The sequence below is a fragment of the Variibacter gotjawalensis genome, assembly GCF_002355335.1.
Taxonomy (GTDB): Bacteria; Pseudomonadota; Alphaproteobacteria; order Rhizobiales; family Xanthobacteraceae; genus Variibacter; species Variibacter gotjawalensis.
In genome coordinates this window covers 3496454-3517524 of record NZ_AP014946.1, presented here as the reverse complement: position 1 = coordinate 3517524, position 21071 = coordinate 3496454, and the positions used below count along the sequence as shown (strand labels likewise).

General features: G+C 63.6%; 19 protein-coding genes. 9 read left to right on the top strand and 10 right to left on the bottom strand.

What is annotated here, in order from left to right; genetic code table 11:
- Positions 1-102 precede the first annotated feature (102 nt).
- Complete coding sequence (locus GJW30_RS17145; protein WP_096357484.1) at positions 103-963, bottom strand: DMT family transporter; 861 nt, start codon at positions 961-963, stop codon at positions 103-105.
- A 131-nt stretch (positions 964-1094) separates the two neighbouring features.
- On the opposite strand from GJW30_RS17145, the gene GJW30_RS17140 reads away from it, so the two are divergent.
- Together GJW30_RS17140 and GJW30_RS17135 are read left to right on the top strand one after the other, a co-directional pair.
- Positions 1095-1511 carry an NADH:ubiquinone oxidoreductase subunit NDUFA12 gene (locus GJW30_RS17140; RefSeq protein WP_096357482.1) on the top strand — a complete coding sequence of 139 codons (417 nt, stop codon included), beginning with the start codon at positions 1095-1097 and terminating at the stop codon, positions 1509-1511.
- A gap of 114 nt (positions 1512-1625) precedes the next feature.
- Entirely contained in the window at positions 1626-2543 is a 918-nt protein-coding gene (locus tag GJW30_RS17135; protein WP_096357480.1) for a DUF2155 domain-containing protein, read from the top strand.
- A 6-nt stretch (positions 2544-2549) separates the two neighbouring features.
- Here the strand turns inward: GJW30_RS17135 and GJW30_RS17130 are convergent, their stop codons facing one another.
- Entirely contained in the window at positions 2550-3563 is a 1014-nt protein-coding gene (locus GJW30_RS17130) for a DUF2891 domain-containing protein (protein WP_096357478.1), read from the bottom strand.
- Positions 3560-4234: a leucyl/phenylalanyl-tRNA--protein transferase gene (aat, locus tag GJW30_RS17125; RefSeq protein WP_096357476.1), complete on the bottom strand. Its 675-nt coding sequence runs from the start codon at positions 4232-4234 to the stop codon at positions 3560-3562. The genes GJW30_RS17130 and aat overlap by 4 nt, the downstream gene beginning before the upstream one ends.
- A gap of 266 nt (positions 4235-4500) precedes the next feature.
- Here aat and GJW30_RS17120 point away from each other — a divergent pair, with 266 nt between their 5' ends.
- The gene (locus tag GJW30_RS17120) at positions 4501-4935 is read left to right on the top strand and encodes a response regulator (protein ID WP_157746776.1); all 435 of its coding nucleotides are present in this window, start codon (positions 4501-4503) and stop codon (positions 4933-4935) included.
- Here the strand turns inward: GJW30_RS17120 and accC are convergent.
- The 3 genes from accC to GJW30_RS17105 are packed head-to-tail and all read right to left on the bottom strand — an operon-like array spanning position 4932 to position 7283.
- The gene (accC, locus tag GJW30_RS17115) at positions 4932-6287 is read right to left on the bottom strand and encodes an acetyl-CoA carboxylase biotin carboxylase subunit (RefSeq protein ID WP_096357472.1); all 1356 of its coding nucleotides are present in this window, start codon (positions 6285-6287) and stop codon (positions 4932-4934) included. The genes GJW30_RS17120 and accC overlap by 4 nt on opposite strands.
- 33 nt (positions 6288-6320) lie before the next feature.
- A complete protein-coding gene (gene accB / locus GJW30_RS17110) occupies positions 6321-6785 on the bottom strand; it encodes an acetyl-CoA carboxylase biotin carboxyl carrier protein (protein ID WP_096357470.1) in 465 nt (154 codons plus the stop codon).
- A gap of 36 nt (positions 6786-6821) precedes the next feature.
- A complete protein-coding gene (locus tag GJW30_RS17105; RefSeq protein WP_096357468.1) occupies positions 6822-7283 on the bottom strand; it encodes a type II 3-dehydroquinate dehydratase in 462 nt (153 codons plus the stop codon).
- A 231-nt stretch (positions 7284-7514) separates the two neighbouring features.
- Here GJW30_RS17105 and GJW30_RS17100 point away from each other — a divergent pair, with 231 nt between their 5' ends.
- The gene (locus GJW30_RS17100; protein WP_130364563.1) at positions 7515-8600 is read left to right on the top strand and encodes an ARPP-1 family domain-containing protein; all 1086 of its coding nucleotides are present in this window, start codon (positions 7515-7517) and stop codon (positions 8598-8600) included.
- A gap of 212 nt (positions 8601-8812) precedes the next feature.
- Positions 8813-9697 (top strand): DMT family transporter, encoded by an 885-nt coding sequence (locus GJW30_RS17095; protein WP_245408545.1) that lies wholly within the window; start codon positions 8813-8815, stop codon positions 9695-9697.
- Here GJW30_RS17095 and GJW30_RS17090 read toward each other — a convergent pair.
- Both GJW30_RS17090 and GJW30_RS17085 read right to left on the bottom strand, forming a co-directional pair.
- Positions 9694-10815, bottom strand: coding sequence for a carboxylate-amine ligase (locus tag GJW30_RS17090; protein ID WP_096357464.1), 1122 nt, complete (start codon positions 10813-10815; stop codon positions 9694-9696). The two genes, GJW30_RS17095 and GJW30_RS17090, sit on opposite strands and share 4 nt — an antisense overlap.
- A gap of 89 nt (positions 10816-10904) precedes the next feature.
- Positions 10905-11669 (bottom strand): DsbA family protein, encoded by a 765-nt coding sequence (locus GJW30_RS17085; protein WP_096357462.1) that lies wholly within the window; start codon positions 11667-11669, stop codon positions 10905-10907.
- Between the two features lie 255 nt (positions 11670-11924).
- Between GJW30_RS17085 and GJW30_RS17080 the strand changes: the two genes are divergently transcribed.
- Both GJW30_RS17080 and GJW30_RS17075 read left to right on the top strand, forming a co-directional pair.
- The gene (locus GJW30_RS17080) at positions 11925-13103 is read left to right on the top strand and encodes a pyridoxal phosphate-dependent aminotransferase (protein ID WP_096358888.1); all 1179 of its coding nucleotides are present in this window, start codon (positions 11925-11927) and stop codon (positions 13101-13103) included.
- A complete protein-coding gene (locus GJW30_RS17075) occupies positions 13100-13756 on the top strand; it encodes an HAD family hydrolase (RefSeq protein ID WP_096357460.1) in 657 nt (218 codons plus the stop codon). Before GJW30_RS17080 ends, GJW30_RS17075 begins: the two co-directional genes overlap by 4 nt.
- On the opposite strand, the gene GJW30_RS17070 is transcribed toward GJW30_RS17075, so the two are convergent.
- Positions 13753-14409 (bottom strand): glutathione S-transferase family protein, encoded by a 657-nt coding sequence (locus GJW30_RS17070; protein ID WP_096357458.1) that lies wholly within the window; start codon positions 14407-14409, stop codon positions 13753-13755. The genes GJW30_RS17075 and GJW30_RS17070 overlap by 4 nt on opposite strands.
- A 178-nt stretch (positions 14410-14587) precedes the next feature.
- Between GJW30_RS17070 and GJW30_RS17065 the strand changes: the two genes are divergently transcribed.
- Positions 14588-15802, top strand: coding sequence for a polyhydroxyalkanoate depolymerase (locus tag GJW30_RS17065; RefSeq protein WP_096357456.1), 1215 nt, complete (start codon positions 14588-14590; stop codon positions 15800-15802).
- A 251-nt stretch (positions 15803-16053) separates the two neighbouring features.
- Here the strand turns inward: GJW30_RS17065 and GJW30_RS17060 are convergent, their stop codons facing one another.
- A complete protein-coding gene (locus GJW30_RS17060; RefSeq protein WP_096357454.1) occupies positions 16054-19218 on the bottom strand; it encodes a ribonuclease E/G in 3165 nt (1054 codons plus the stop codon).
- 630 nt (positions 19219-19848) lie between these two features.
- On the opposite strand from GJW30_RS17060, the gene GJW30_RS17055 reads away from it, so the two are divergent.
- Complete coding sequence (locus GJW30_RS17055) at positions 19849-21033, top strand: N-acetylmuramoyl-L-alanine amidase (protein ID WP_245408544.1); 1185 nt, start codon at positions 19849-19851, stop codon at positions 21031-21033.
- Positions 21034-21071 lie beyond the last annotated feature (38 nt).

Here is a 21071-nt window from a genome sequence, read left to right as displayed (position 1 = left end):
TTTCCAGCCCGACCCGACTTTTATTCTAACGGGCCTGGCTGATGCTGTAGTTTCTGCGCAACATGCTGATGTTATTGTATTTTTTATTTTTTCTAAACTAGGCTAGGTGGCCAGCAGGATCCCGATGCCGACGATCGTGATCGCGATGCCGACAAGGCCGCGCGTATCGACCCAAGCTGTGCCGAAGAAGAGTTTGCTCAAGCCCACGGCGAATAGCGGATAGGTCGCGACGAGCGGCGCGACGAGTGCCACGGAGCCGCGCGTCAGCGCCGCATAGAGACACAGAAACGAAAGGCCGTTGGAGAGGCCCGTGAGCGCGAACCACAAAGCGCCGCGGCTTCGCTCCGGCACCGGCACGCGGCGTTCGATGACGCCTTTCGTCATCAGCAACACGGTCGCCGACATGATGTAGCCGATGGTCGTCGCCGAGTAGGCGTCGGGCCATGTCGCGAAGCCGAGTTTGACGATAGCAAGCGCGCCGCCGCGAATGACGACGGCGCCGACCGGGAGCGCGAGTGCCCAGAGCGGAATATCGCCGATCAGGCGGTGCGGCTTCCACAACAACAAACTGATGCCGCCGACAATGACGGCAAGCGCGATCGCCTGCATCGTGGTCGGGAATTCGCCGATGATGACGATGCCGGAGATGACCGCGATGACCGGCGTGAAGTTGCCGAGCGCGGCGGTGAGGCTTGGGCCGACCAGGCGGTTCGATTCGAAATTCATCAGTGTGATCATCGCGGGGAAGAGACAGCCGATGCCGGCGAAGATCAGCGCGGCCTGCCAGTTGGCGCCCGCCGTGTTCGCGAAGACAGGCGAGAGGAGAACGAAGGCGAGGGCGGCACTCGGCACGCTGATGCCGGCGCCCTTGAGCGGGCTCAATGTTCGCAGGCCGAACTGCGCCAGCACATGGCCGAGCGCGATCAGGAATGCGGAGGCGAGCGAGATGAGGACGACTTCCATGAAGCCGCGAAGCTAGCCGGGTCGGCTTACCTCCGATAGGCGAGACTGCCGCATAGGTTGTCGGCACTTAAGCCGCTGGACTTGAGGCATTCTAACTGGCATTCAGACGGCTCACGCGCGTTCAGAATCCGATGAAACAGACCCTGCTGAAGCTCTTCACGTGGTGGAACGGCCAGACCTACGGCACTCAGCTGTGGACGTGGCGGTTTGGCGAATTGGTCGGCAAGGACGAGTTCGGCAACACCTACTACCGCACCCGTGGCGGCAAGATCGATCCGACGCTCGGTTTCGAGCGGCGCTGGGTGATCTACAGCGGCTATGCGGAGGCTTCGACCATTCCGCCGTCTTGGCACGGCTGGATGCATCACACGGTCGACGTGCCGCCGACAGACGAGCAATACACGCCGCGCCCGTGGCAGAAGCCGCACCGCCCGAACCTCACCGGCACACCGGCGGCAACGCGTCCGTCCGGCTCGATGCTGGCGCAGAATCGCCGTCCGCGCGCGACGGGCGATTATCGCGCCTGGTCGCCGGGCGATAAAAGCTAAGCGCTGATCTCTCAGCGCTTTTGGCGTTGGAGCGCCGCCACCTCGCCCTTCCGGCGCCGTATTCCCCGTGTTAACGGAGGGACGACGATTCACGTGAGGGGACTACCCCGTTCGATGACGGCACGACTTCGGCTTTGGCCCGCCGCGCTTGCGCTGCTGGTCGCGACGCCCGCGCTGGCTCAGTTCGGCGGGATTTTCGGTGGCCCGCCGCGGCCGCCCGCGAACGTGCCTGGCGGTGAATACCAGCAGGACGAGCGGCTGCCGCCGCGTCCGACCCGTCGTCAGCCTCAACAGCGCGAAGAGCAGGAGCCGCCGGCGCCGCCGCTGACGCGCTTGCCACCCGATCAGCAACAGCAACCCGCGCAGCGTGGCCAGCTTCCGCCGCCGCCGACCACGGCGACGACGCAGCCGGCTTCGCCGATGCAGACCAACCCGAATGCGCAGGCGCCGGCGCAGCCGCCGCTCGCAGGTTTGCCGCCGGGGCAGCGTCAGCCGCGCGGAACGCCGCAGCAGCCGAACAGCGACGAGGTGGTCGTCGCACCGCCGAAGCAGAAGATCGTCAATCAGACGGCCGTATTCTCGGGTCTCGACAAGATCACGGGCCGCATCATCTCGTTCGACGTCGCGGTCGATGAGACCGTGCAGTTCGGCGCGCTGCGTTTGACGCCGCGCGCGTGCTTCACGCGTCCGCCGAGTGAGCTGCCGAACACCGACAGCTTCATCGAGGTCGACGAGATCACGCTGAACGGCGAAGTGAAACGCATCTTCACGGGCTGGATGTTCGCGGCGAGCCCGGGTCTGCACGGCGTCGAACATCCGATTTACGACGTGTGGCTGGCGGACTGTAAGAGCCCGCAAAAAGTTGCCGAAGCTCCAACACCGGCAGCCGCCGAACCGGAACCGCAGGCCGAGCCCGCAGCGCGTCCGACGCGCCAGCAGCAACCGCGCCAGCAGCGTCCCAATCCGCCGCCGCAGCGCGCACAACCGCAGCAAGCGCCGTTGCCGCCGCCGGGAGCGCCGCGCGGTTACTAAGCGCGGCTACGCGCCGACTTCATCTATCGCGAGAAGGGCGTAAGTGGCGAGCCAGTGCTCGCCCATATAGTCGCCGTCGATATGCGATACTGCGACTGAGTAGTGTTGCTCGGCTGTTTTAAGCATCGCGGATTTGCGCGGGTCGCTCGCCGAAAGTGTTGCAGCGAGCGAACGCCAGCACCACGCGCGGCTGAGATTTAAGCCATCGAGATGCGCGATCTTGCCGTCCGAGCGATCGCTTACGCTTGCGGGGGTAAAGAGCGTCGTCGGCTCTCGTTTCTCAATGTGCGGGAGGAAACGCGCGAACCAATTTGCGAAATCGTTCGCCGGCATGAGGACGCGCATGCACTCCGCTTCGATCAGCGCCGACGAGAGAAAATCGTCGCCGCTCGGTTCGCCCCACGCCGGGCATTCGCGATCCTCGCCGTACCAGCGCCGCGCCGTTTCGCCTAGCAGCGTTAGCAACGCGTCGTCGCCGATTGCGGCGGCGTAGTCGGCCGCGAGCCGTAATCCGAACGCCGTGTTGGGATGCGCGCCGACGCGAACCGGATACGTCGCGATCGGAAGGAAGTCGCGGTAGCGCTCGGCAAAGACATCGGCGAGCGGTGCGAAGGTCTTGATCCATCGGCCGTCTTCGAGATCACGGAGCTCGGCGGCCAGCTTGAGGATCCACGCCCAACCATACGGCCGCTCGAAGCCGCGCGACGTCGGCAGCGCGAGGAATGCGCATTCACCTGCGACATTCGCAGCCGTGATTTGTTGATCGAACAACGCGCGGATGCGTTCGGCTGTGTCCGTATTTGGGAAGCGCTTCAGCACGCGCGCGAGCAACCAGTAGCTGTGCACGCACGAATGCCAATCGAAGCTGCCGTAAAATATCGGATGCTGCTGACGCGGCGTGCGCGCGTCGGCCGGCCCTGCGAGCGTGTGTTGCAGTTTGTTCGGATATTCGCGGGTGACGTGACCGAGCGCGATATTCGCGAAGCGATCCGCTGTTGCAATGTCGAGTTTATGGATCAATCGCCGAGTGCCAATTTAAGGGCCCGCGCGCCGCCGAGCGGAACGTCGGTCGGAAGTGCGAAGAAATCCGCACTGCCGGTCACGGCGGCTTCCAGCATCTTGTGATACTGGCGCTTCGAGACTTCGGACGCACTGAGTGTCGTCAAATGATCCGTCACGAATTGCGTGTCGAGAAGCTTGAAGCCGCCGGCGCGCAAGCGCGCGACGAGATGCACGAGCGCGATCTTCGATGCGTCGGTGGCGCGATGAAACATACTCTCGCCGAAGAACGCGGCGCCGAGGCTCACACCGTAGAGGCCGCCGACCAGCGCGTCGCCGTCGTAGACCTCGACCGTGTGGCAATCGCCGCGCTCGTAGAGAGCGCCGTAAAGCTTGCGGATGCGTTCGTTGATCCACGTGCGATTGCGGCCCGGCCGCGGCTCGGCGCAGCCATCGATGACGCCTTGGAAGTCGTGATTGCAGACGACGCGGAATTTGTCGGTGCGGATCGTGCGTGCCAAGCGGCGCGGGATCGTAAAGGTGTCGAGCGGGATGATGCCGCGCGCTTCCGGCTCGATCCAATACAGAGTCGGATCCTCCGCGCTCTCGGCCATCGGGAAGATCCCGCAGGCATAGGCCTTGAGCAGCACTTCGGGAGTGATCTCTATTGCGGCGGACCCGCGGCTGGCCATCTGGTTCGCGCTGACGAGAGCGCGCGCTCCCTTAAAATAAAGGTCGTCAGCACCATGACGCCCTCAGGCTCGTATCGCAAGCCAAGGTTAACGTTTTGCTTTGCGCCATCCACCGCAACGGCGCGCGCCGCACCGCCGCTGCCGTTTACGTTTCGGTAGCTATATCGCTGACAATTCTCGGCAAAAGAGCAAACAATATCGATTGTCAGGGTTCATTCTGTATCAGCTTTGCTATGCGCAGTGTCTGCTGCAGAAAGGTGGCGCCCATGGCCGCGTTGAAGAACACAGTCCTCCTCGTCGAAGACGAGCCGATGCTCAGCGATATGACGCGTTATGCGTTCATGGATGCGGGCTTCAACGTCATCGCGGTGGGATCGGCCGAAGAGGCCCTCGGACTGGCATTTTGCGATGTCGAGTTCGACCTGATGTTCACGGACATCAATCTCGATGGTCCGATGACCGGCTGGGAACTCACCGAGTCGATGCACGACATGCGCCCGGATTTGCCGATCATCGCAACGTCGGGCAGCGCTTCGCGTGAAGAGATCGCAGCCCGCGTCGACGGTACGTCGTTCGTGTCGAAGCCGTATATGTCGGCCGACGTCATCGCGATGGCGAGCCGCATGATCGAAGAAGCGCGCGCCGCTCAAGCCAAGTCTCGCCGCAGCGCGCCGAAGCTGGTCAACCGCCTCAGCGCTTAAGTCTTATCCATTCCGCCGCTGGCGAGCCATTTCTCCAGCCAGTGGATGCTGTAGTCGCCGTCGATGATCGACGGATTGCGCACCAGCGTGCGGAACAGCGGAAGTGTTGTCTGCACGCCATCGACCACGAATTCGTCGAGCGCACGGCGTAGCCGCATCAGGCACTCGGTCCGCGTCTTACCGTGGACGATCAACTTCCCCATCAGCGAGTCGTAGTAGGGCGGGATCGTGTAACCCGCATATGCGGCCGAATCGACGCGCACGCCGAGACCGCCCGGCGGGTGGTATTGCGTGATGCGGCCCGGCGACGGCTGAAACGTCACCGCATTCTCCGCATTGATGCGGCACTCGATAGCGTGGCCGTTGAACGTGACGGTGTCCTGCGTGAGCGAGAGCTCTGCGCCGCTGGCAACGCGGATTTGCTCGAGGATCAAATCGATCTCGGTGATCATCTCGGTGACCGGATGCTCGACCTGAATGCGCGTGTTCATCTCGATGAAGTAGAACTCGCCGTTCTCGAACAAGAATTCGATCGTGCCGACGCCGAGATAGTTCATCTCGCGCATCGCCTTGGCGCAGACCTCACCGATCGACGAGCGCATTTCAGCGTTGAGTGCGGGCGAGGGGCTTTCCTCCCACACCTTCTGATGGCGACGCTGGAGCGAGCAGTCGCGCTCGCCGAGATGGACCGCGTTGCCGCGTCCGTCGCCGAGAATTTGCACTTCGATGTGCCGCGGAATCTGCAGATATTTTTCGAGATAGACCGCGTCGTCGCCGAAGGCGGCCTTCGCTTCTGTGCGCGCAGTCGATAGCGCGAGCGGGAGTTCGTCTTCGGTCAGCGCGACTTTCATGCCGCGCCCACCGCCGCCGGCAGCGGCTTTGACGATCAGCGGAAAACCGATCTCTTTCGCGACTTTGAATGCTTCCTCGTCGGTGGTCACGCCGCCTTCGGAGCCCGGCACAACCGGGATGCCGAGTTTCTTCGCAGTGCGCTTAGCCTCGATCTTGTCGCCCATCAGGCGAATGTGTTCAGGCTTCGGGCCGATGAAGTGGATTTTGTGCTCGCCGAGAATTTCCGCGAAGCGCGCGTTCTCCGAGAGGAAGCCGTAGCCGGGATGCACGGCGTCCGCGCCGGTGATCTCGCAAGCGGCCAGGATCGAATAGACGTTGAGATAGCTATCGCGCGCCGGCGGCGGCCCGATGCAGACGCTTTCGTCGGCGAGGCGCACATGCATCGCGTCCGCGTCGGCGGTCGAGTGCACCGCGACGGTCGGAACGCCAAGCTCTTTGCACGCGCGCAGAACACGCAGCGCAATTTCACCACGGTTCGCGATGAGGATTTTGTCAAACATCACGGCTTCCTTTCGGACGCGAAAGGCGCCGGCTTATTCGATCACCATGAGGGCTTCGCCGAACTCGACCGGCTGCCCGTCTTCGACAAAAATCTGAACGACAGTGCCGGCGCGCGGCGCCGGAATCTGGTTCATCGTCTTCATCGCCTCGATGATGAGGATCGTTTCGCCGGCCTTCACCTTGCGGCCGATATCGGCGAACGGCATTCCGCCCGGCTCGCTCGCGCGGTACGCGGTGCCGACCATCGGAGAGAGGACAGCGCCCGGATGCGTTGCGGCATCGTTGCCGGCCGAGGCCGCGACGGCCGCGCCTGCGCCGATCGCAGACGGGATCGCAACCGGCATCGGCGCCGCGACATGGGTCACGGCGGGTTGGCGGACGACGCGCACGCGCAAACCGCTCTGCTCGACTTCGATCTCGGTCAAGCCGGTGTCGCTCAGCAGGGTCGCGAGATCGCGAATGAGTTCCTGGTCGATGGTCTTCTTGGCTTCCGCCATCAGTTCCTCGTTAGTCTCTGGCGAGCACGATGTGCTCTAGCGTTTCGTCTTCGTATCGGTTGCGAGCAGGGCGGCGGCGCCGTCGATGGCAAGGCCGTAACCCTCGATGCCGTAGCCAGCGATCACGGCTCGCGCGGCGGCCGAAATCAGCGAATGCTGACGCAACGGCTCGCGTGCGTGGATGTTCGAGATGTGCACCTCGAAGGTTGGAATCTCGCAGGCGATCACCGCGTCGAGCACCGCGACCGAGTAATAGCTATAACCGGCCGGATTGATGACGACCGCGAACGCTTTCTTCGCGCGGGCCTCGTGCAGCTTGTCGATGATCGCGCTCTCGCTGTTCGACTGAAAGAAGTCGACTTCGAGACCGTGACGCTTCGCGCGGGCGCGGCAAAGCTTCTCGACATCCGCGAGGGTCGCACGGCCGTACACCTCCGGCTGGCGTACGCCAAGCAGGTTCAGGTTCGGGCCATTGATGACGTAGACGGTCTTCGCCATGGATTGCCTACAAGATGTGGGGCCCCGTTATAGGTGGCATGAGCCGGAAGGGGAAGCCGCCGATGCGCCTCATCCCCAAAACATGAAGCACAACAGTTGGTTGCAGAGTGCATAGTTCCTCTCCGTGCACCAAATTGCCGCGATCGGGCCGAGAATTCGCCGCGCGCTCCACCAATGTCCGACCAAGATTCGATTCAGCCTCTCGGTGCTTCGGACAAGCACGAGGGGATCATGATGCAGAGACGGCGCGTTCTAGGATTCGCGATGTATGGCCTGGTGGCCGGTTTGCTCGGCGCGAGCGCCGCGCAGGCGGACGGATACCGGATTTCCGGGCCGGTCAGCCACGGCAATCTGACGATTTATCTGGTGCACGGCAAAAGCGCGCCGGGCCCGGTGCCGCTGACGCTGCAGGAGGCGATGACGAACGGGAGCGTGCTGGTGCACGAGACCAGTAACGTCAACGAGCTGCAGATCGAAAACACGGGCGACAGCGAAGTCTTCGTCCAGTCCGGCGATATCGTGAAGGGCGGCAAGCAGGACCGCGTGCTGATGGTGAGCCTCGTTGTGCCGCCGAAATCCGGCCGCATGCCGATCGCGTCGTTCTGTGTCGAGCAGGGACGCTGGCAGGCGCGCGGCGGCGAGAATGTGCAACGATTTGCAAGCGCGGACGCGGCTTTGCCGTCGCGTAAAGCGAAAATCGCGATGAAGGCGACGCGGCAGGCGGAAAACACCGGCGGCAACGAGGAGCTGACCAACGCGCGCCCTGGTCGTGTTATCCGCGGGCCGCAAAACGAGACCGCACTGCGTCAGCGCGATGTCTGGGCCAATGTCGCCGAGATGCAGTCGAAGTTCGCACGCGGCGTCGGCACCGCGAGCGTCGCGGCGCCGCAGTCCGCATCGAGTCTGCAGCTCTCGCTCGAGAACGAGAAGCTGAAGGAGAAGAAGCGGCAGGCGGTGAATACGCTGCGCGCGGCTGGGCTCGGCGATAACGTGATTGGTTTTGCGTTTGCGGTGAACGGCAAGCTCAACAGCGCGGATGTTTATCCGTCGCACGGGCTGTTCGCGAAGATGTGGCAGAAGCTGCTGGACGCTGCTGTGACGGAAGCGATCGGCGAGACCGATAATCTCGGCGCGCCGTTGCCGAGCACGGACGCGGTGTTGGCGTTCCTCGACAACGCCGAACGCGGTGCTGCGCAGCCTTCGAAGACCTTGACGCCGGGTGTCAGTCTCGCGTCGCGTGAGAGTGAGAAGTCGCTGTATTTCGCGACCGAGCGTTCTGCCGGTGGTTGGGTGCATCGGAATTATCTGGCGAAGTAGCCGCCGCAATTGAGGTGGTCATCCCGGTCGAGCGAGTTTGCGCAGCAAGCCGCGAGGGCCGGGATCCATACTCCCAGTGCCAGCTAATTTTTACAGGGGATATGGATCCCGGACAGCCTCGCTGGCGTAGCGCATGCGCGCTGCCAGCTTGCGGCTTCCGGGATGACCACGTTGTTGGCCGAGCTTAGTTGACACAGCGCGCGCGGCCCGACATGGCTGCGCGCGCCATGTCCTCGTCATTCTTCCTCGCCGTTTTGTTCGTCCCGCTATGGGCGACCGGATTCATCACGGCGCGGCTCATTGCTCCGCACGCCGAGCCGCTGACGTTTCTCGCGCTGCGTTTCGGATTGGCTGGACTCATCCTCGCGGTCGTCGCGGTCGCGATCGGGCAGCGCTGGCCGCAAACGAAGAAGAGCGCCGGACAGGCGGTCTTCGCCGGTTTCCTCATTCACGGGCTTTATCTTGGCGGCGTGTTCTGGGCGGTTTCGCGCGGATTGCCGGCGGGAATTTCGGCACTCATCGCGGGATTGCCGCCATTGATGACGGGATTTCTCGCCGGCCCGTTGCTCGGAGAGCAGGTGTCGGCGCGACGCTGGCTCGGCATCATTGTCGGCGCGCTCGGAGCCGGGCTCGTGATCTTGCCGAAGCTCGGCGCGAGCGGCGCGGGCGCTATTCCGCTGATCCCGTTGCTGGTGTGTTTCGCTGGTGTCGTTGCCTTCACGTTCGGCACGATCTGGCAGAAGCGTCACGGTTCGGCGGGCGATCTCGTGCCGGCGACGGCGCTGCAGTATCTCGGCGCGGTCGTGCCTGTGCTGCTCGGTGCCGTGATGAGCGAGAGCGGCCGCTTCGATACGTCGGCACCGGCCGCGTGGGCCGGATTGCTATGGTCGATCTTCGGGATGTCGATCGGCGCGATCTTGCTGTTGCTTGTGCTGATCCGTCGCGGCGCGGTCGCGCAGGTTTCGTCTCTGCTCTATCTCGTACCGGGTGTTTCGGCCGTGATGGCGTACGCGCTGTTCGGCGAGACGCTGACGGTCATGCAGATCGCGGGGCTTTGCGTCGCGGGTCTCGGCGTCGCGATTGCTAGCCGCAACTAGACGCGCGCAGTTTCTTCGCTCGCCCAATCGACAACCGACTTCATCGCCGTCAGCGTCGGCTGACCTGCCTCACGCGCGGTGTTGAACTTTTCGATCTGACGATCCGCGCTGGTGCCGTTGCGCGCGATGTCACGCAGGCGAGGCATCATGTCTTCAGATTCGAGCGCTTTGAAATCGGCGGCGAGCAAATCAAGCGTTTGATCGAGCCAGTCGGCGGCCGCGATGGCTTTCCGCGGAAATGGATCGACGAAAGTCGCGCCGACACCGTAGCGCTGCGCGCGCCATTTGTTTTCGATCGTGATGGCACGGCCGACGCTATCGAGCGTGCGGCCGTTCTTGCTCACGTCGAAGTGCCGCACCATCGCACGGTACAGCGTCGCAAGCGCGACGGCGTCGTCGATATTCGTGCAGACGTCGGCGACGCGCAGTTCGAGCGTCGGGTGTTTCAGCGACGGTCGGATCGCCCACCAGATGTGACTCGCGTCCGGCATGATGCCGGCATCGACGAGTGCCGCAACGTAGCTCTCGTACTCCTGCTCGGTGGACATGCGCGCGGGGAGCCCGGTGCGCGGCATCTCGTCGTAAGCGGCTAGGCGATAGCCGTGCAGGCCCGTAAAGCCGCCTTCCCAGAATGGCGACGACGTCGAGAGCGCGAGAAAGAGCGGCAGATACGGAACGACCTGTTGCATGACGGCGACGCGACGCGTCGTGTCCGAAAAGCCGACATGGACATGCATGCCGCACAGCATGTTGCGGCGGCCGATCATCTGCAGGTCCTCCATCAGCGTGTTGTAACGCTCTTTCGGCGTCTGCTTCTGGAGGCGCCAGTAGGCGAGCGGAAACGTCGAGACGGCGGCGATGCCGAGATCGCGGTTCTTCGCTTCTTCGCTGAGGATGGTGCGGCCTTCTGCGAGTTGCTCGCGCAAAGCCGCGTTGTCGGAGCAGGGGGTGGTGATCGCTTCGATCTGCGATTGCAGCATCTCGGGCATCACGCGATCGCCAAGGCGTTTTTTTGCCACCGCGATGAAACGCTTGTCGCGCCGCAAAATCGCACGACGTGAGTCACGGTCGAAAAGGAAATACTCCTCCTCGACGCCCATCTGATAGGCTTCCGGCATTCGCCCCCATGCTCTTCTTGAACTGCCGGCTTACGACTCCGACAGTCGGTATTTGGTTCCCGAAAGGCTTTCGAGAATGTCGCGACGCTTTAGCGCGTCGCCGAACCGCTGCGCGCGGCAGCAATCTGCTTCTTCAAGTTGTCGAGGCCGACAGCGCCCGCAACGACCTGATCGCCGACGACGTATGTCGGGGTGCCGTTGATGCCGAGCGATTCAGCGATCGCCATCGACTCCTGCAGCGACTTGCGGACTTCTTCGCTGCCGAGATCCTTCTCGATGCGTGCCATATCGAGGCCTGCATCCTTGGCGGCGGCGAGTGCGCGGGCCTTGTCGGCCTGACCGCGACCACTCATCAAACGCTGGTGGAAGTCGAAATACTTCTTGCCGGTCTTGTCCTGCATGCGGACCGCGACGGCGACTTGTGCGGCTTCGATCGAGCCCGGTCCGAGCACCGGGAATTCCTTGAGGACGAGGCGCAGCTTCGGATCGTTCTTCAGGAGTTCGACCTTGTCGCCGAGCGCGCGCTTGCAGTAGCCGCAGTTGTAATCGAAGAACTCGACCAGCGTGACGTCGCCCTGCGGATTGCCGAGCGTGACCTGGTAGGGCGAATTGAAAACGGCTTCGCGGTTTTTCGCGAGCGCGGCCTTGTTGCGATCCGCCTCTGCGGCCGCCTGGCGCTTCTCGAGTTCGGTCGCGACCTCCTGCAGCACTTCCGGATGCTGGATCAGGTACTCTTTGACGATCTGCTGGATCTCTTTGCGCTGCTGGTCCGAGAAGCCCTGAGCGTTGACGCCCGTCGTGGCGACGAGCAGGGCGGTCGCCGCGCCGAAGGCGGCCAGGCGGAGGTTTTTCATCGCGTATCCTTTGATTCTCGCCAAAGGTTCTACTTGGGCGGCTATCGATAATCTAGGTGCGGGAACCGGCGTGGCCAATGCACTGCCGAAAATACCGTCATGAGCTCGCACACGAGCCTGTGATCGGAATCTTACGATCGATCAGCCAGATAGTTTCGATCTGTCCGAGTGATTGGCAAAGTCCCCGCCGTCTGCGCTAAAGGAGCGGCCGAATGCGGCGGTAGCGGGGCGGGTGCCCCGGGAGAAGACGAGATCATGCTTGAGACGGCCCGAAGCCTGCTGACGCCCTCCCGCCGGAGCGACGTCCCGCCGTTCATGGTGATGGACGTGATGGCGGCGGCAGCGCGTATCGAGGCGGCGGGCGGTCATGTGATTCACATGGAGGTCGGGCAGCCGACGGCTTCGGCCCCGCGGACGGCGATCCGGGCCGCGCAGGCAGCGCTGGAGACGGGGCGGGTCGCCTATACGTCGGCACTCGGCATTCCGTCGCTGCGCGCGCGGATCGCGCGGCACTATCGCGACACGCAGGGGCTGGACCTCGATCCCGAGCAGGTGGTGATCACGACCGGATCGTCGGCCGGATTTATTCTGGCGTTCCTTACGATGTTTGAAGCGGGCGACCGCGTCGCCATCGCGTCGCCGGGTTATCCGCCGTATCGCCATATCCTCACGGCGCTCGGCTGCGAGCCGGTGCTGATCCATACGGGGCCGGAGACGCGCTGGGCGGTGACGCCCGAGATGCTGCTCCAGACGCATCGCAAGACGCCGCTGAAGGGCGTGTTGATCGCATCGCCCGCGAACCCAACCGGCACGATGATGCGACCGGAAGCGCTCAAAGCACTGATCGATGCTTCGGAAGATGCGGGCATCCGGTTCGTCTCCGACGAGATCTATCACGGGCTCGACTATGCGTTTCCGGCGGCGACGGCCGCTGCGATGTCGGAGCATGCGCTCGTCATCAATTCGTTCTCGAAATATTTCTGCATGACGGGTTGGCGCGTCGGCTGGATCGTCGCGCCGAAGGAGTTGGTGCGGTCGGTCGAGCGGCTGCAGCAGAATCTCGCGATCTCGGTGCCGACGCTGAGCCAAGTCGCCGCCGAAGCGGCTTTCGACGGCACGGCCGAGATGGACGTGATCAAGCACGGCTACGAGGAGAACCGGCAAATCCTGCTGCGCGGGCTGCCGGCGATCGGCTTCGACGAAATCTTGCCGGTGGACGGCGCGTTCTATCTTTACGCCAACACGGCGCGGTTCTCGAACGACAGCCTCGCTTTCGCCAGCGAGATGCTGGAGAAGGCCGGCGTCGCGGCGACGTCCGGCGTCGATTTCGACACGACGCGTGGACATCACTACATGCGGTTCTCCTATGCGGGCGCGGCGGACGAGATGCATGAGGCTGTCACGCGCATTGGAACGTGGCTCAAAGCGCTGTGAATACCGAACTCATTATTTTTGACTGCGACGGCGTGTTGATCGACAGCGAGACGATCGCGTGCCGGGTCGACGCCGAGTGTTTTGCCGAGATCGGTTTCCCGGTGACGTTCGAGGACGTGCGCGAAAACTACGTCGGCAAGACATGGCGGACGATGTTCGCCGATGTCGAGCTGCGGCACGGGCGCGCGCTGCCGGAGAATTTCATCGAGGTCATCCGCGCGAGAACGGCGGCCGCGTTCGAGACGGAGCTTAAAGCGACCGAAGGGATCGAAGCGTTGCTCGATGCGCTGACGTTATCCAAATGCATCGCGTCGAGCAGCGGATTCGATCGGCTCGAACATTCGCTAACGCTGACGAAGCTGTGGGACCGCTTCGCGCCGCACATCTTCAGCGCGATGCAGGTCGCGCGTGGGAAACCGGCGCCGGACTTGTTCCTCTTCGCGGCGAACGAGATGCGCGTTGCGCCGGAGGCGTGTTTAGTGGTCGAGGATAGCGTTGCGGGGGTGACGGCCGCGCGCGCCGCCGGCATGCGCGTGATCGGTTTCACCGGTGGCGGCCATTGCGGGCCGACGCATCCCGAGCGCTTGCGTGCCGCGGGCGCCGAGGCGGTCGCGCAGACGATGCCGGAGCTGGCGGCGTTGTTGCCAGTTTAGAATTCCACGTCGAGCTCTTCGAGTTCCTCGGGTTCTTCCTGCGCGGCCTTCAACCATTCCTTCATCGCGGACATTGCGACAATCGTCTTGCAGTAGTCGTCGATCTGCTTGTCGCGTGCGACATGATACGTGTTGAAGCGTGTGACCACCGGCGCATACATCGCGTCGGCGGTGCAGGGCTGCGTGCCGAATAGGAACGGCCCGCCGTATTTGCCGAGACATTCGCGCCAGATCGCGAAGATGCGATCGATGTCGGCTTGCGCGCCGGCCCATACCTTGAAGTTCGGATAGTCGCCCTTGAGGTTCATCGGCAGCGCCGAACGCAGATTCGAGAAACCGGAATGCATTTCGCCCGAGATGGCGCGGCAATGCGCGCGGGCGCCGCGATCGGCCGGCAGCAGACCGGCTGCCGGCGACATCTCGTTGAGATACTCCGCGATGGCCAGCGTATCCCAGACGCGTGCGCCGTTGTGATCGAGCCGCGGCACGAGAAACGAGGGCGACATCAATAGGAGTTCAGCACGGAGCGATGGGTCGTCGCTCGGAATTGCGACTTCTTCGAAGTCGAGTTTTGCGAGTTTGCACAGCAGCCAGCCGCGCAGGGACCACGATCCGTAATTCTTGCTACCAATCGTAAGTTGCGCTTTCGCCATAACAACAAACCCACTCTCGCAAATGCACTTAGTTGCGGCACGTCCCCGGCAATGCGTCAGCGTCTCACGGGGCCCGAGCGCTCGCAAACCCAATCCGCTCAGGTTGTGCAAACGAAAGGGGCAGAGGCGGCGAAAAAGATGAGCACCCGCTCAGCAATAAAGCGCTTAACGTGTGGGCATGCTCTACCAGGCTTACACGGCGCAGTCGGATCTTGCGGCACCGGTTCGCGCGTTTGCTTCACTTGCTGCCGATGCCGTGATGCCGTGGTCATCGTTCATCGGCGACACGACGGTGAAGAATCTCAGCGCGACTTACGAGCTGATCACGCGCGCAGGACTCACGCATGTCTCGCCGCCGTTCGGCATTCATCGCGTGAAGGTCGGCAATCGCGACGTTTGCGTGCGGGAAGAGGCCGCGCATGTCACGCCGTTCGGCACGCTGCGGCATTTCAAGAAGGACATCGATGTTGAGCAGCCGCGTGTGCTGCTGGTCGCGCCGTTGTCGGGACATTTTGCGACGCTGCTGCGCGCGACCGTGCGGACGATGCTGCCGGAGCACGATGTCTACATCACGGACTGGCACAACGCGCGCGACATTCCGCTGTCCGCCGGAAGCTTCGGCTTCGACGACTATGTCGACCACCTGATCACGTTTCTCGAAGTGCTGGGGCCGGGCGCGCATGTCGTCGCGGTGTGTCAGCCGACGGTCGCGGCATTGGTCGCCGCTTCCGTGATGGCGGAGGACAATCACCCGGCGCAGCCGAAGAGCATGACTCTGATGGCGGGGCCGATCGATACGCGTATCAGCCCGACGAAGGTGAACGAGCTTGCGACGAGCAAGCCGATCTCATGGTTCGAGAAAAACCTCATCACATCGGTGCCGATGCGATTTCCCGGCGCGTTCCGCCGCGTCTATCCGGGCTTCCTGCAGCTGACCGCGTTCATGAGCATGAATATCGATCGGCACGTGAAGGCGCATGTCGATCTGCACCGGCATATCGCAAATGACGAGGAAGAGCAGGCGATCGCGATCAAGACTTTCTACGACGAGTATTTCGCGGTGCTGGACCTCACGGCCGAGTTTTATCTCGAGACCGTGCGGCTCGTGTTCCAGGAGCATGCGTTGCCGAAGGGCGAACTCACGCATCATGGCCGCAAGGTCAATCCGGCGGCGATCCGCAAGACGCTGCTGTTGACGATCGAGGGTGAGCGCGACGATATCTGCGCGATGGGGCAGACGCTGGCAGCGCATGAATTGTGCTCGAGCCTGCGGCCGTATCTGAAGCGTCACCATCTGCAACCGGGAGCCGGGCATTACGGCGTGTTCAGCGGCCGGAAATGGGAAGGCCAGATTTATCCGCTGGTGAAGAACGCGATCCTGGCGAGTAATTAAGTTCTCCGCTCACCCCCGCGAAAGCGGGGGTCCAGGAAGCGCGCGGTAGCGCGCTCCAAAGATTGCAGCTTACTATTTGAATAGCCTGGATTCCCGCTTTCGCGGGAATGAGCGGAGTTTGGGGCTATTCCACTGCAAGAACCGCAGGGCGTTCGAAAATAGAAGGCAACGCCGGTTGTCCGAATTTGCTTCCCTCACAAAACAGATGGCCCGCGCGAGGCGGGCCATTGTGAAGTCATTTCGGCGAACCGTTACTCGCGGCCGAGAACCTTGCGCGACCACCAGCCGGTGCGGCGCGGACGGTCGTCCTCGACAGGAATCGCTGCGGGAGCGGGCGGCTCGCTCGGTAGCGCCGCGATGTCGCGCGGCGGCGGAGGCGGGGTGTATTCGCCGGACTCGACGCTGACCGGTGCGCTTTCGCGGACGGTCGAGCGGCGGCGCGGCTTGGCTTCTTCGGCGGCCGGAGCCGTCGCGGGAGCTTCAGCAGCCTTGGGCGCCTCGGCGGCAGGCGGCGGCGTCACAGTCTCGGTGATCGGGAGCGCTGCGATCGGTGCTTCGCTTTCCGCTGATGCCGTCACGGCTGGCTGCGCTGGGGACTCTGACGAGGTTTCCGAGCTAGCGCCGGTGGCTTCGGCCTGAACGGGCCATTCCTGCCAGGACGCGCTGTCCGGAGCAGCTTCGCCAACGGCAGCGTCCGCATTCTGCGGAGCCTGATCGCGGTCGCCACGTTCCTCGCGGTCACGGCGATTGCGGCGTCCACCACGGCGGCCACGGCGGCGGCGGCGGCCTTCGTCAGTCTGCGCGGCGCCGTCGGCTGTCTCGCCGCCGGCTTCGCTCGTCTGTTCGTCGTCTTCGCCTTCACCCTCGGCATCGTCACCGGCAGTTTCCTGCTGCGGTGCTTCGCCGTCGGCATGCTGTTCGGTGTCCTCGCCATTCTCGGGGCGATCGCCACCGCGCCCACCACGGCCGCGACGACGGCGACGGCGGCGCGGGCGGCGGTTGCCTTCTTCGCCTTCACCTTCGCCATCTTCACGCGCGCTGGTTTCGGACTCTTCGCCGCTTTCGTTCTCGTCCGCGGACTCGTCGTCCTCGTTCTCGATCTCGATCTCGACGAAATCGTCCTCGTCTTCTTCGGCGACCGAAGCATTGCGCAGCAGTTCCTGCTGGCGCTGCGCGATGGCTCGCGCGGCGTCCGGCGTATGCACGACGTCGCCGCGTTCGATGAGGAACGGCTGCTGGCCGTTGATCGCGGCGTCGGCCGTGATCGTGATCGTGATCTGATAGCGCTCCTCGAGCATGCGCAGATGCGCGCGCTTGTGGTTGAGCACATAGAGCGCGATCTCGGAGCGGGTGCGCACGAGCATGTTGTGCGTCGCCTGCTTGAGGAGCTGCTCTTCGAGCGAGCGGAGAAGCTGCAGCGTGAGCGACGAGGTCGAACGCATGTGGCCGGTGCCACCGCAATGCGGGCACTTCTCGGTCGAGCTTTCGAGCACGCTGGTGCGGATGCGCTGGCGCGACATTTCGAGCAAGCCGAAATGCGAGATGCGGCCGACTTGGATGCGCGCGCGATCGTGCTTGAGCGCTTCCTTCATCTTGCGCTCAACCGTGCGATTGTTGCGCTTCTCGTCCATGTCGATGAAATCGATGACGATGAGGCCGGCGAGATCGCGCAAGCGGAGCTGACGCGCGACTTCCTCGGCGGCTTCGACGTTCGTCTTGAGCGCCGTGTCCTCGATGTGGTGCTCGCGGGTCGAACGGCCCGAGTTCACGTCGATGGAGACGAGCGCTTCGGTCTGGTTGATGACGATGTAGCCGCCGGAGCGAAGCTGCACGACGGGCGAGAACATCGCGTCGAGCTGACTTTCGATGCCGTGGCGCGTGAACAGCGCCTGCGGATCCTTGTAGAGCCGCACGTTGCGCGCGTGGCTCGGCATCAGCATGCGCATAAAGTCTTTGGCTTCGCGATAACCCGTGTCGCCCGCGACCGTAACTTCGTCGATGTCCTTGTTATAGAGATCGCGGATGGAGCGTTTGATCAGCGAGCCTTCCTCGTAAACGAGCGTCGGCGCCGAGGACTTCAGCGTCACGTCGCGCACCGTCTCCCACATGCGCAGGAGATATTCGAAGTCGCGCTTCACCTCCGGCTTGGTGCGGTTCGCACCGGCCGTGCGCAGGATAACGCCCATTCCTTCCGGCACTTCCAGCTCGCCGGCAATTTCCTTCAAGCGCTTGCGATCGTCCGATGAGGTGATCTTGCGCGAGATGCCGCCACCGCGCGCGGTGTTCGGCATGAGCACCGAGTAGCGGCCGGCGAGGGAGAGATACGTCGTGAGAGCAGCGCCCTTGGAGCCGCGCTCTTCCTTGACGACCTGCACCAGCAGCACCTGACGGCGCTTGATGACTTCTTGGATTTTATATTGCTTGCGGTAGCGCGGCGCGCGGCGCTCCTGGACTTCTTCGAGCGCATCGGCACCACCGACGGACTCGACGCCTTCGTCTTCTTCCTCGTCGTCGTGCGGCGCGTCTTCGACATCGCCGTGACCGCCGTGCTCGCCGTCAGCGTGATGCTCGTCGTCGTGCTTCTCGTCGTCGTGATGCTCGTCGCCGTGCTTGTCCGCAGCTTCGGCCTCAGCCGAGCCGTGCAGCTGCGTCTCGTCGGAGGCGAAGCGCGGTGCTTCGTCAGACTTGGCTTCATCGTGAGGACGATCGAACGGCTTGAGGATCTCGTCGACCTGCTCGGCGAGTTGGTTCAGCGTGCGCGGCGCGGTCGGGTCTTCGTCGGCCGGCTTGGCACCGGCATCGAACAACGTCGTGTCCGGATTGCCGACGGTTGCCTGAGTTTCGTGGGTGCCGGGCGGGAGGCCCTGCATGTTGTCGGTGCGATCGGTCTCGACAATGCCGACAGCGTCGCCGGTCTCGGCGTGATGCTCGTGGTCGTCACGATGCTCGCCGTGCGTGCCTTCGCCGTCGTGATCGTGGTGATCCTGATTGTCTTGGTCGTGGCTATCTCGGCTTTCGCCCTCGACCGGGCGTCCGCGCTTGACGTCGTCGCGGGAACGCGAGGAGCGATGACGGCGGCCGCGGCCACGCGAGGGGCGGCGCTCTTCCTCGTCTTCCTCTTCGCGATGCGCGCGCTCTTCTTCGTCGAGCAGCGCCTGCCGGTCGGCGACCGGGATTTGATAATAGTCGGGGTGGATTTCAGAGAATGCCAAGAACCCGTGGCGGTTGCCGCCGTATTCGACGAAGGCCGCCTGCAGCGACGGCTCTACGCGGGTGACTTTGGCGAGGTAGATGTTGCCGCGCAGTTGCTGGCGGCTGGCAGATTCAAAGTCGAATTCTTCGACCCGGTTGCCGCGCACCACCACGACCCGGGTCTCCTCCGGGTGGGTGCTGTCGATAAGCATCTTGTTGGCCATTGCAGAACTTTCCTATGGCGCATAGCGGCACGCCCGCTCGGTCCCTGAGCCGAAAACCCGGCCGGCCGGAGCGTGTGACTTGCGCCTGATGTTTGTGAGAGGGGTGCTTCAGATTTCCGGAGACGCGCGCTCCGCCGGTCACCGCGACTGCGGTCCGGGCTGGAAGATGCGCTTGTGTCCGTTGAAGCATGTTTGAACCTGGGGCAGCGTCCTTCGGCTGCCGATCTTGTTTCTTCTTGCCTGCGGTATTGTGTGCGTCACGCCATTGCGGGCGTCTACGGATCCCGGCCGACCTACACAGTGGCTCGCAAAAACCGCCGCATGCGGCTCGTTCTTGCGTTGCGGCTCCCTTCCGCGGTAATCCCGCACCTTAGCGGGTTATCGGGGCGGCGGGCCGCCTGCCCAAACGCGGCAAGACCGGAATCTCTACCGTCGACGCTTCCTTATTAGGCGCTGGCCAGTTGATTAGCAAGATGACAGACGAATGGCGGTTAAGCCTTCGCTACGACGATCCGCCCCGGTCTTAAGCAGAGGTTAACCACGCCGAACCTATCAAAGATGGTACGGAGGTTTCGGTTCGTGCGTGGTCGTTTTTCGCTCCGCAGAAACGGTTTAGGGGCGGTTCTTGCCGTGGCGCTTGCGCTCGGCCAGGGGATGCCGGCGCATGCCCAGAAGCCGGCCGCGGTGGCGGCCGCGATCGCAACCGACGCGCGGCTCGGCGGTGACGAAAGCCGCACGCGGCTCATCGTCGACCTCTCGCATGACATCAAAGTATCGGCCTTCACACTCGCGGACCCGTACCGCGTCGTGATCGACCTGCCGCAGATCGCCTTCCAGTTTCCGGGCAATGCCGGGCAGGTCGGGCGCGGCCTGATCAAAGCCTATCGCTACGGCCTCGTGATGCAGGGCGGCTCGCGCATCGTGATCGATACGACCGGGCCGGTCCGCGTAGAGCAGGCGACCGTGCAGGAGGCGAAGGACGGGGAGCCGGCGCGGCTGCTCGTCGATCTCGTCAGCATCGACCGGGCGAGCTTTCTGCGGAATTTGGCGCTCGACCAACGCAACCGCCCAAGTGAACCGCGCCGCCCGCCGGCGGAGGTCGCGAAGACTGACGCACGTCCCGTGGTCGTGATCGATCCCGGCCATGGCGGCATCGACAACGGCACGACGGCGGCCGAAGGCGTCGCCGAGAAGACGATCGTGCTCGATTTCGCGCGTGAGTTTGCCGAGCGGCTGGAGAAGACCGGTCGCTACAATGTCGTGATGACGCGCAGCGACGACACATTCATCTCGCTCGGCGATCGCGTGAAAGTCGCGCGGCAGCACAAGGCGGCGCTCTTTATCTCCATCCACGCGGACTCGCTGGCAAACCGCGACCCGGATACGCGGGGGGCGACGATTTACACGGTCTCCGACAAGGCGTCCGATGCCGAGGCCGCACGGCTTGCCGAGGCGGAGAACCGCGCCGACGTGATTGCCGGTGTCGACCTCTCGAAGGACGACGACGACGTCGCCGACATCCTAATCGACCTGATGCAGCGCGAGACGCGGACCTTTTCGAGCCATTTCGCGCGCATCGTCGCCGGTGCGTTGCGTCCGGCCGTCAAGCTGCACCGCCAGCCGCTGCGCTCGGCCGGTTTCAAGGTGCTCAAGGCGCATGACGTCCCGTCGGTGCTGATCGAGCTCGGCTATGTGACCAGCCCGCAGGACCTCAAGCTCATGCTTTCGGAAGCCTGGCGCAAACGGGCGACCGAATCGCTGACCGCGGCCGTGACGACGTTCTTCTCCGGTCGTGCCGCCAACGCGTCCAATTAGATTCCGCTGGAGCGGCGGCTCCGGCCTCAGTTTGACCA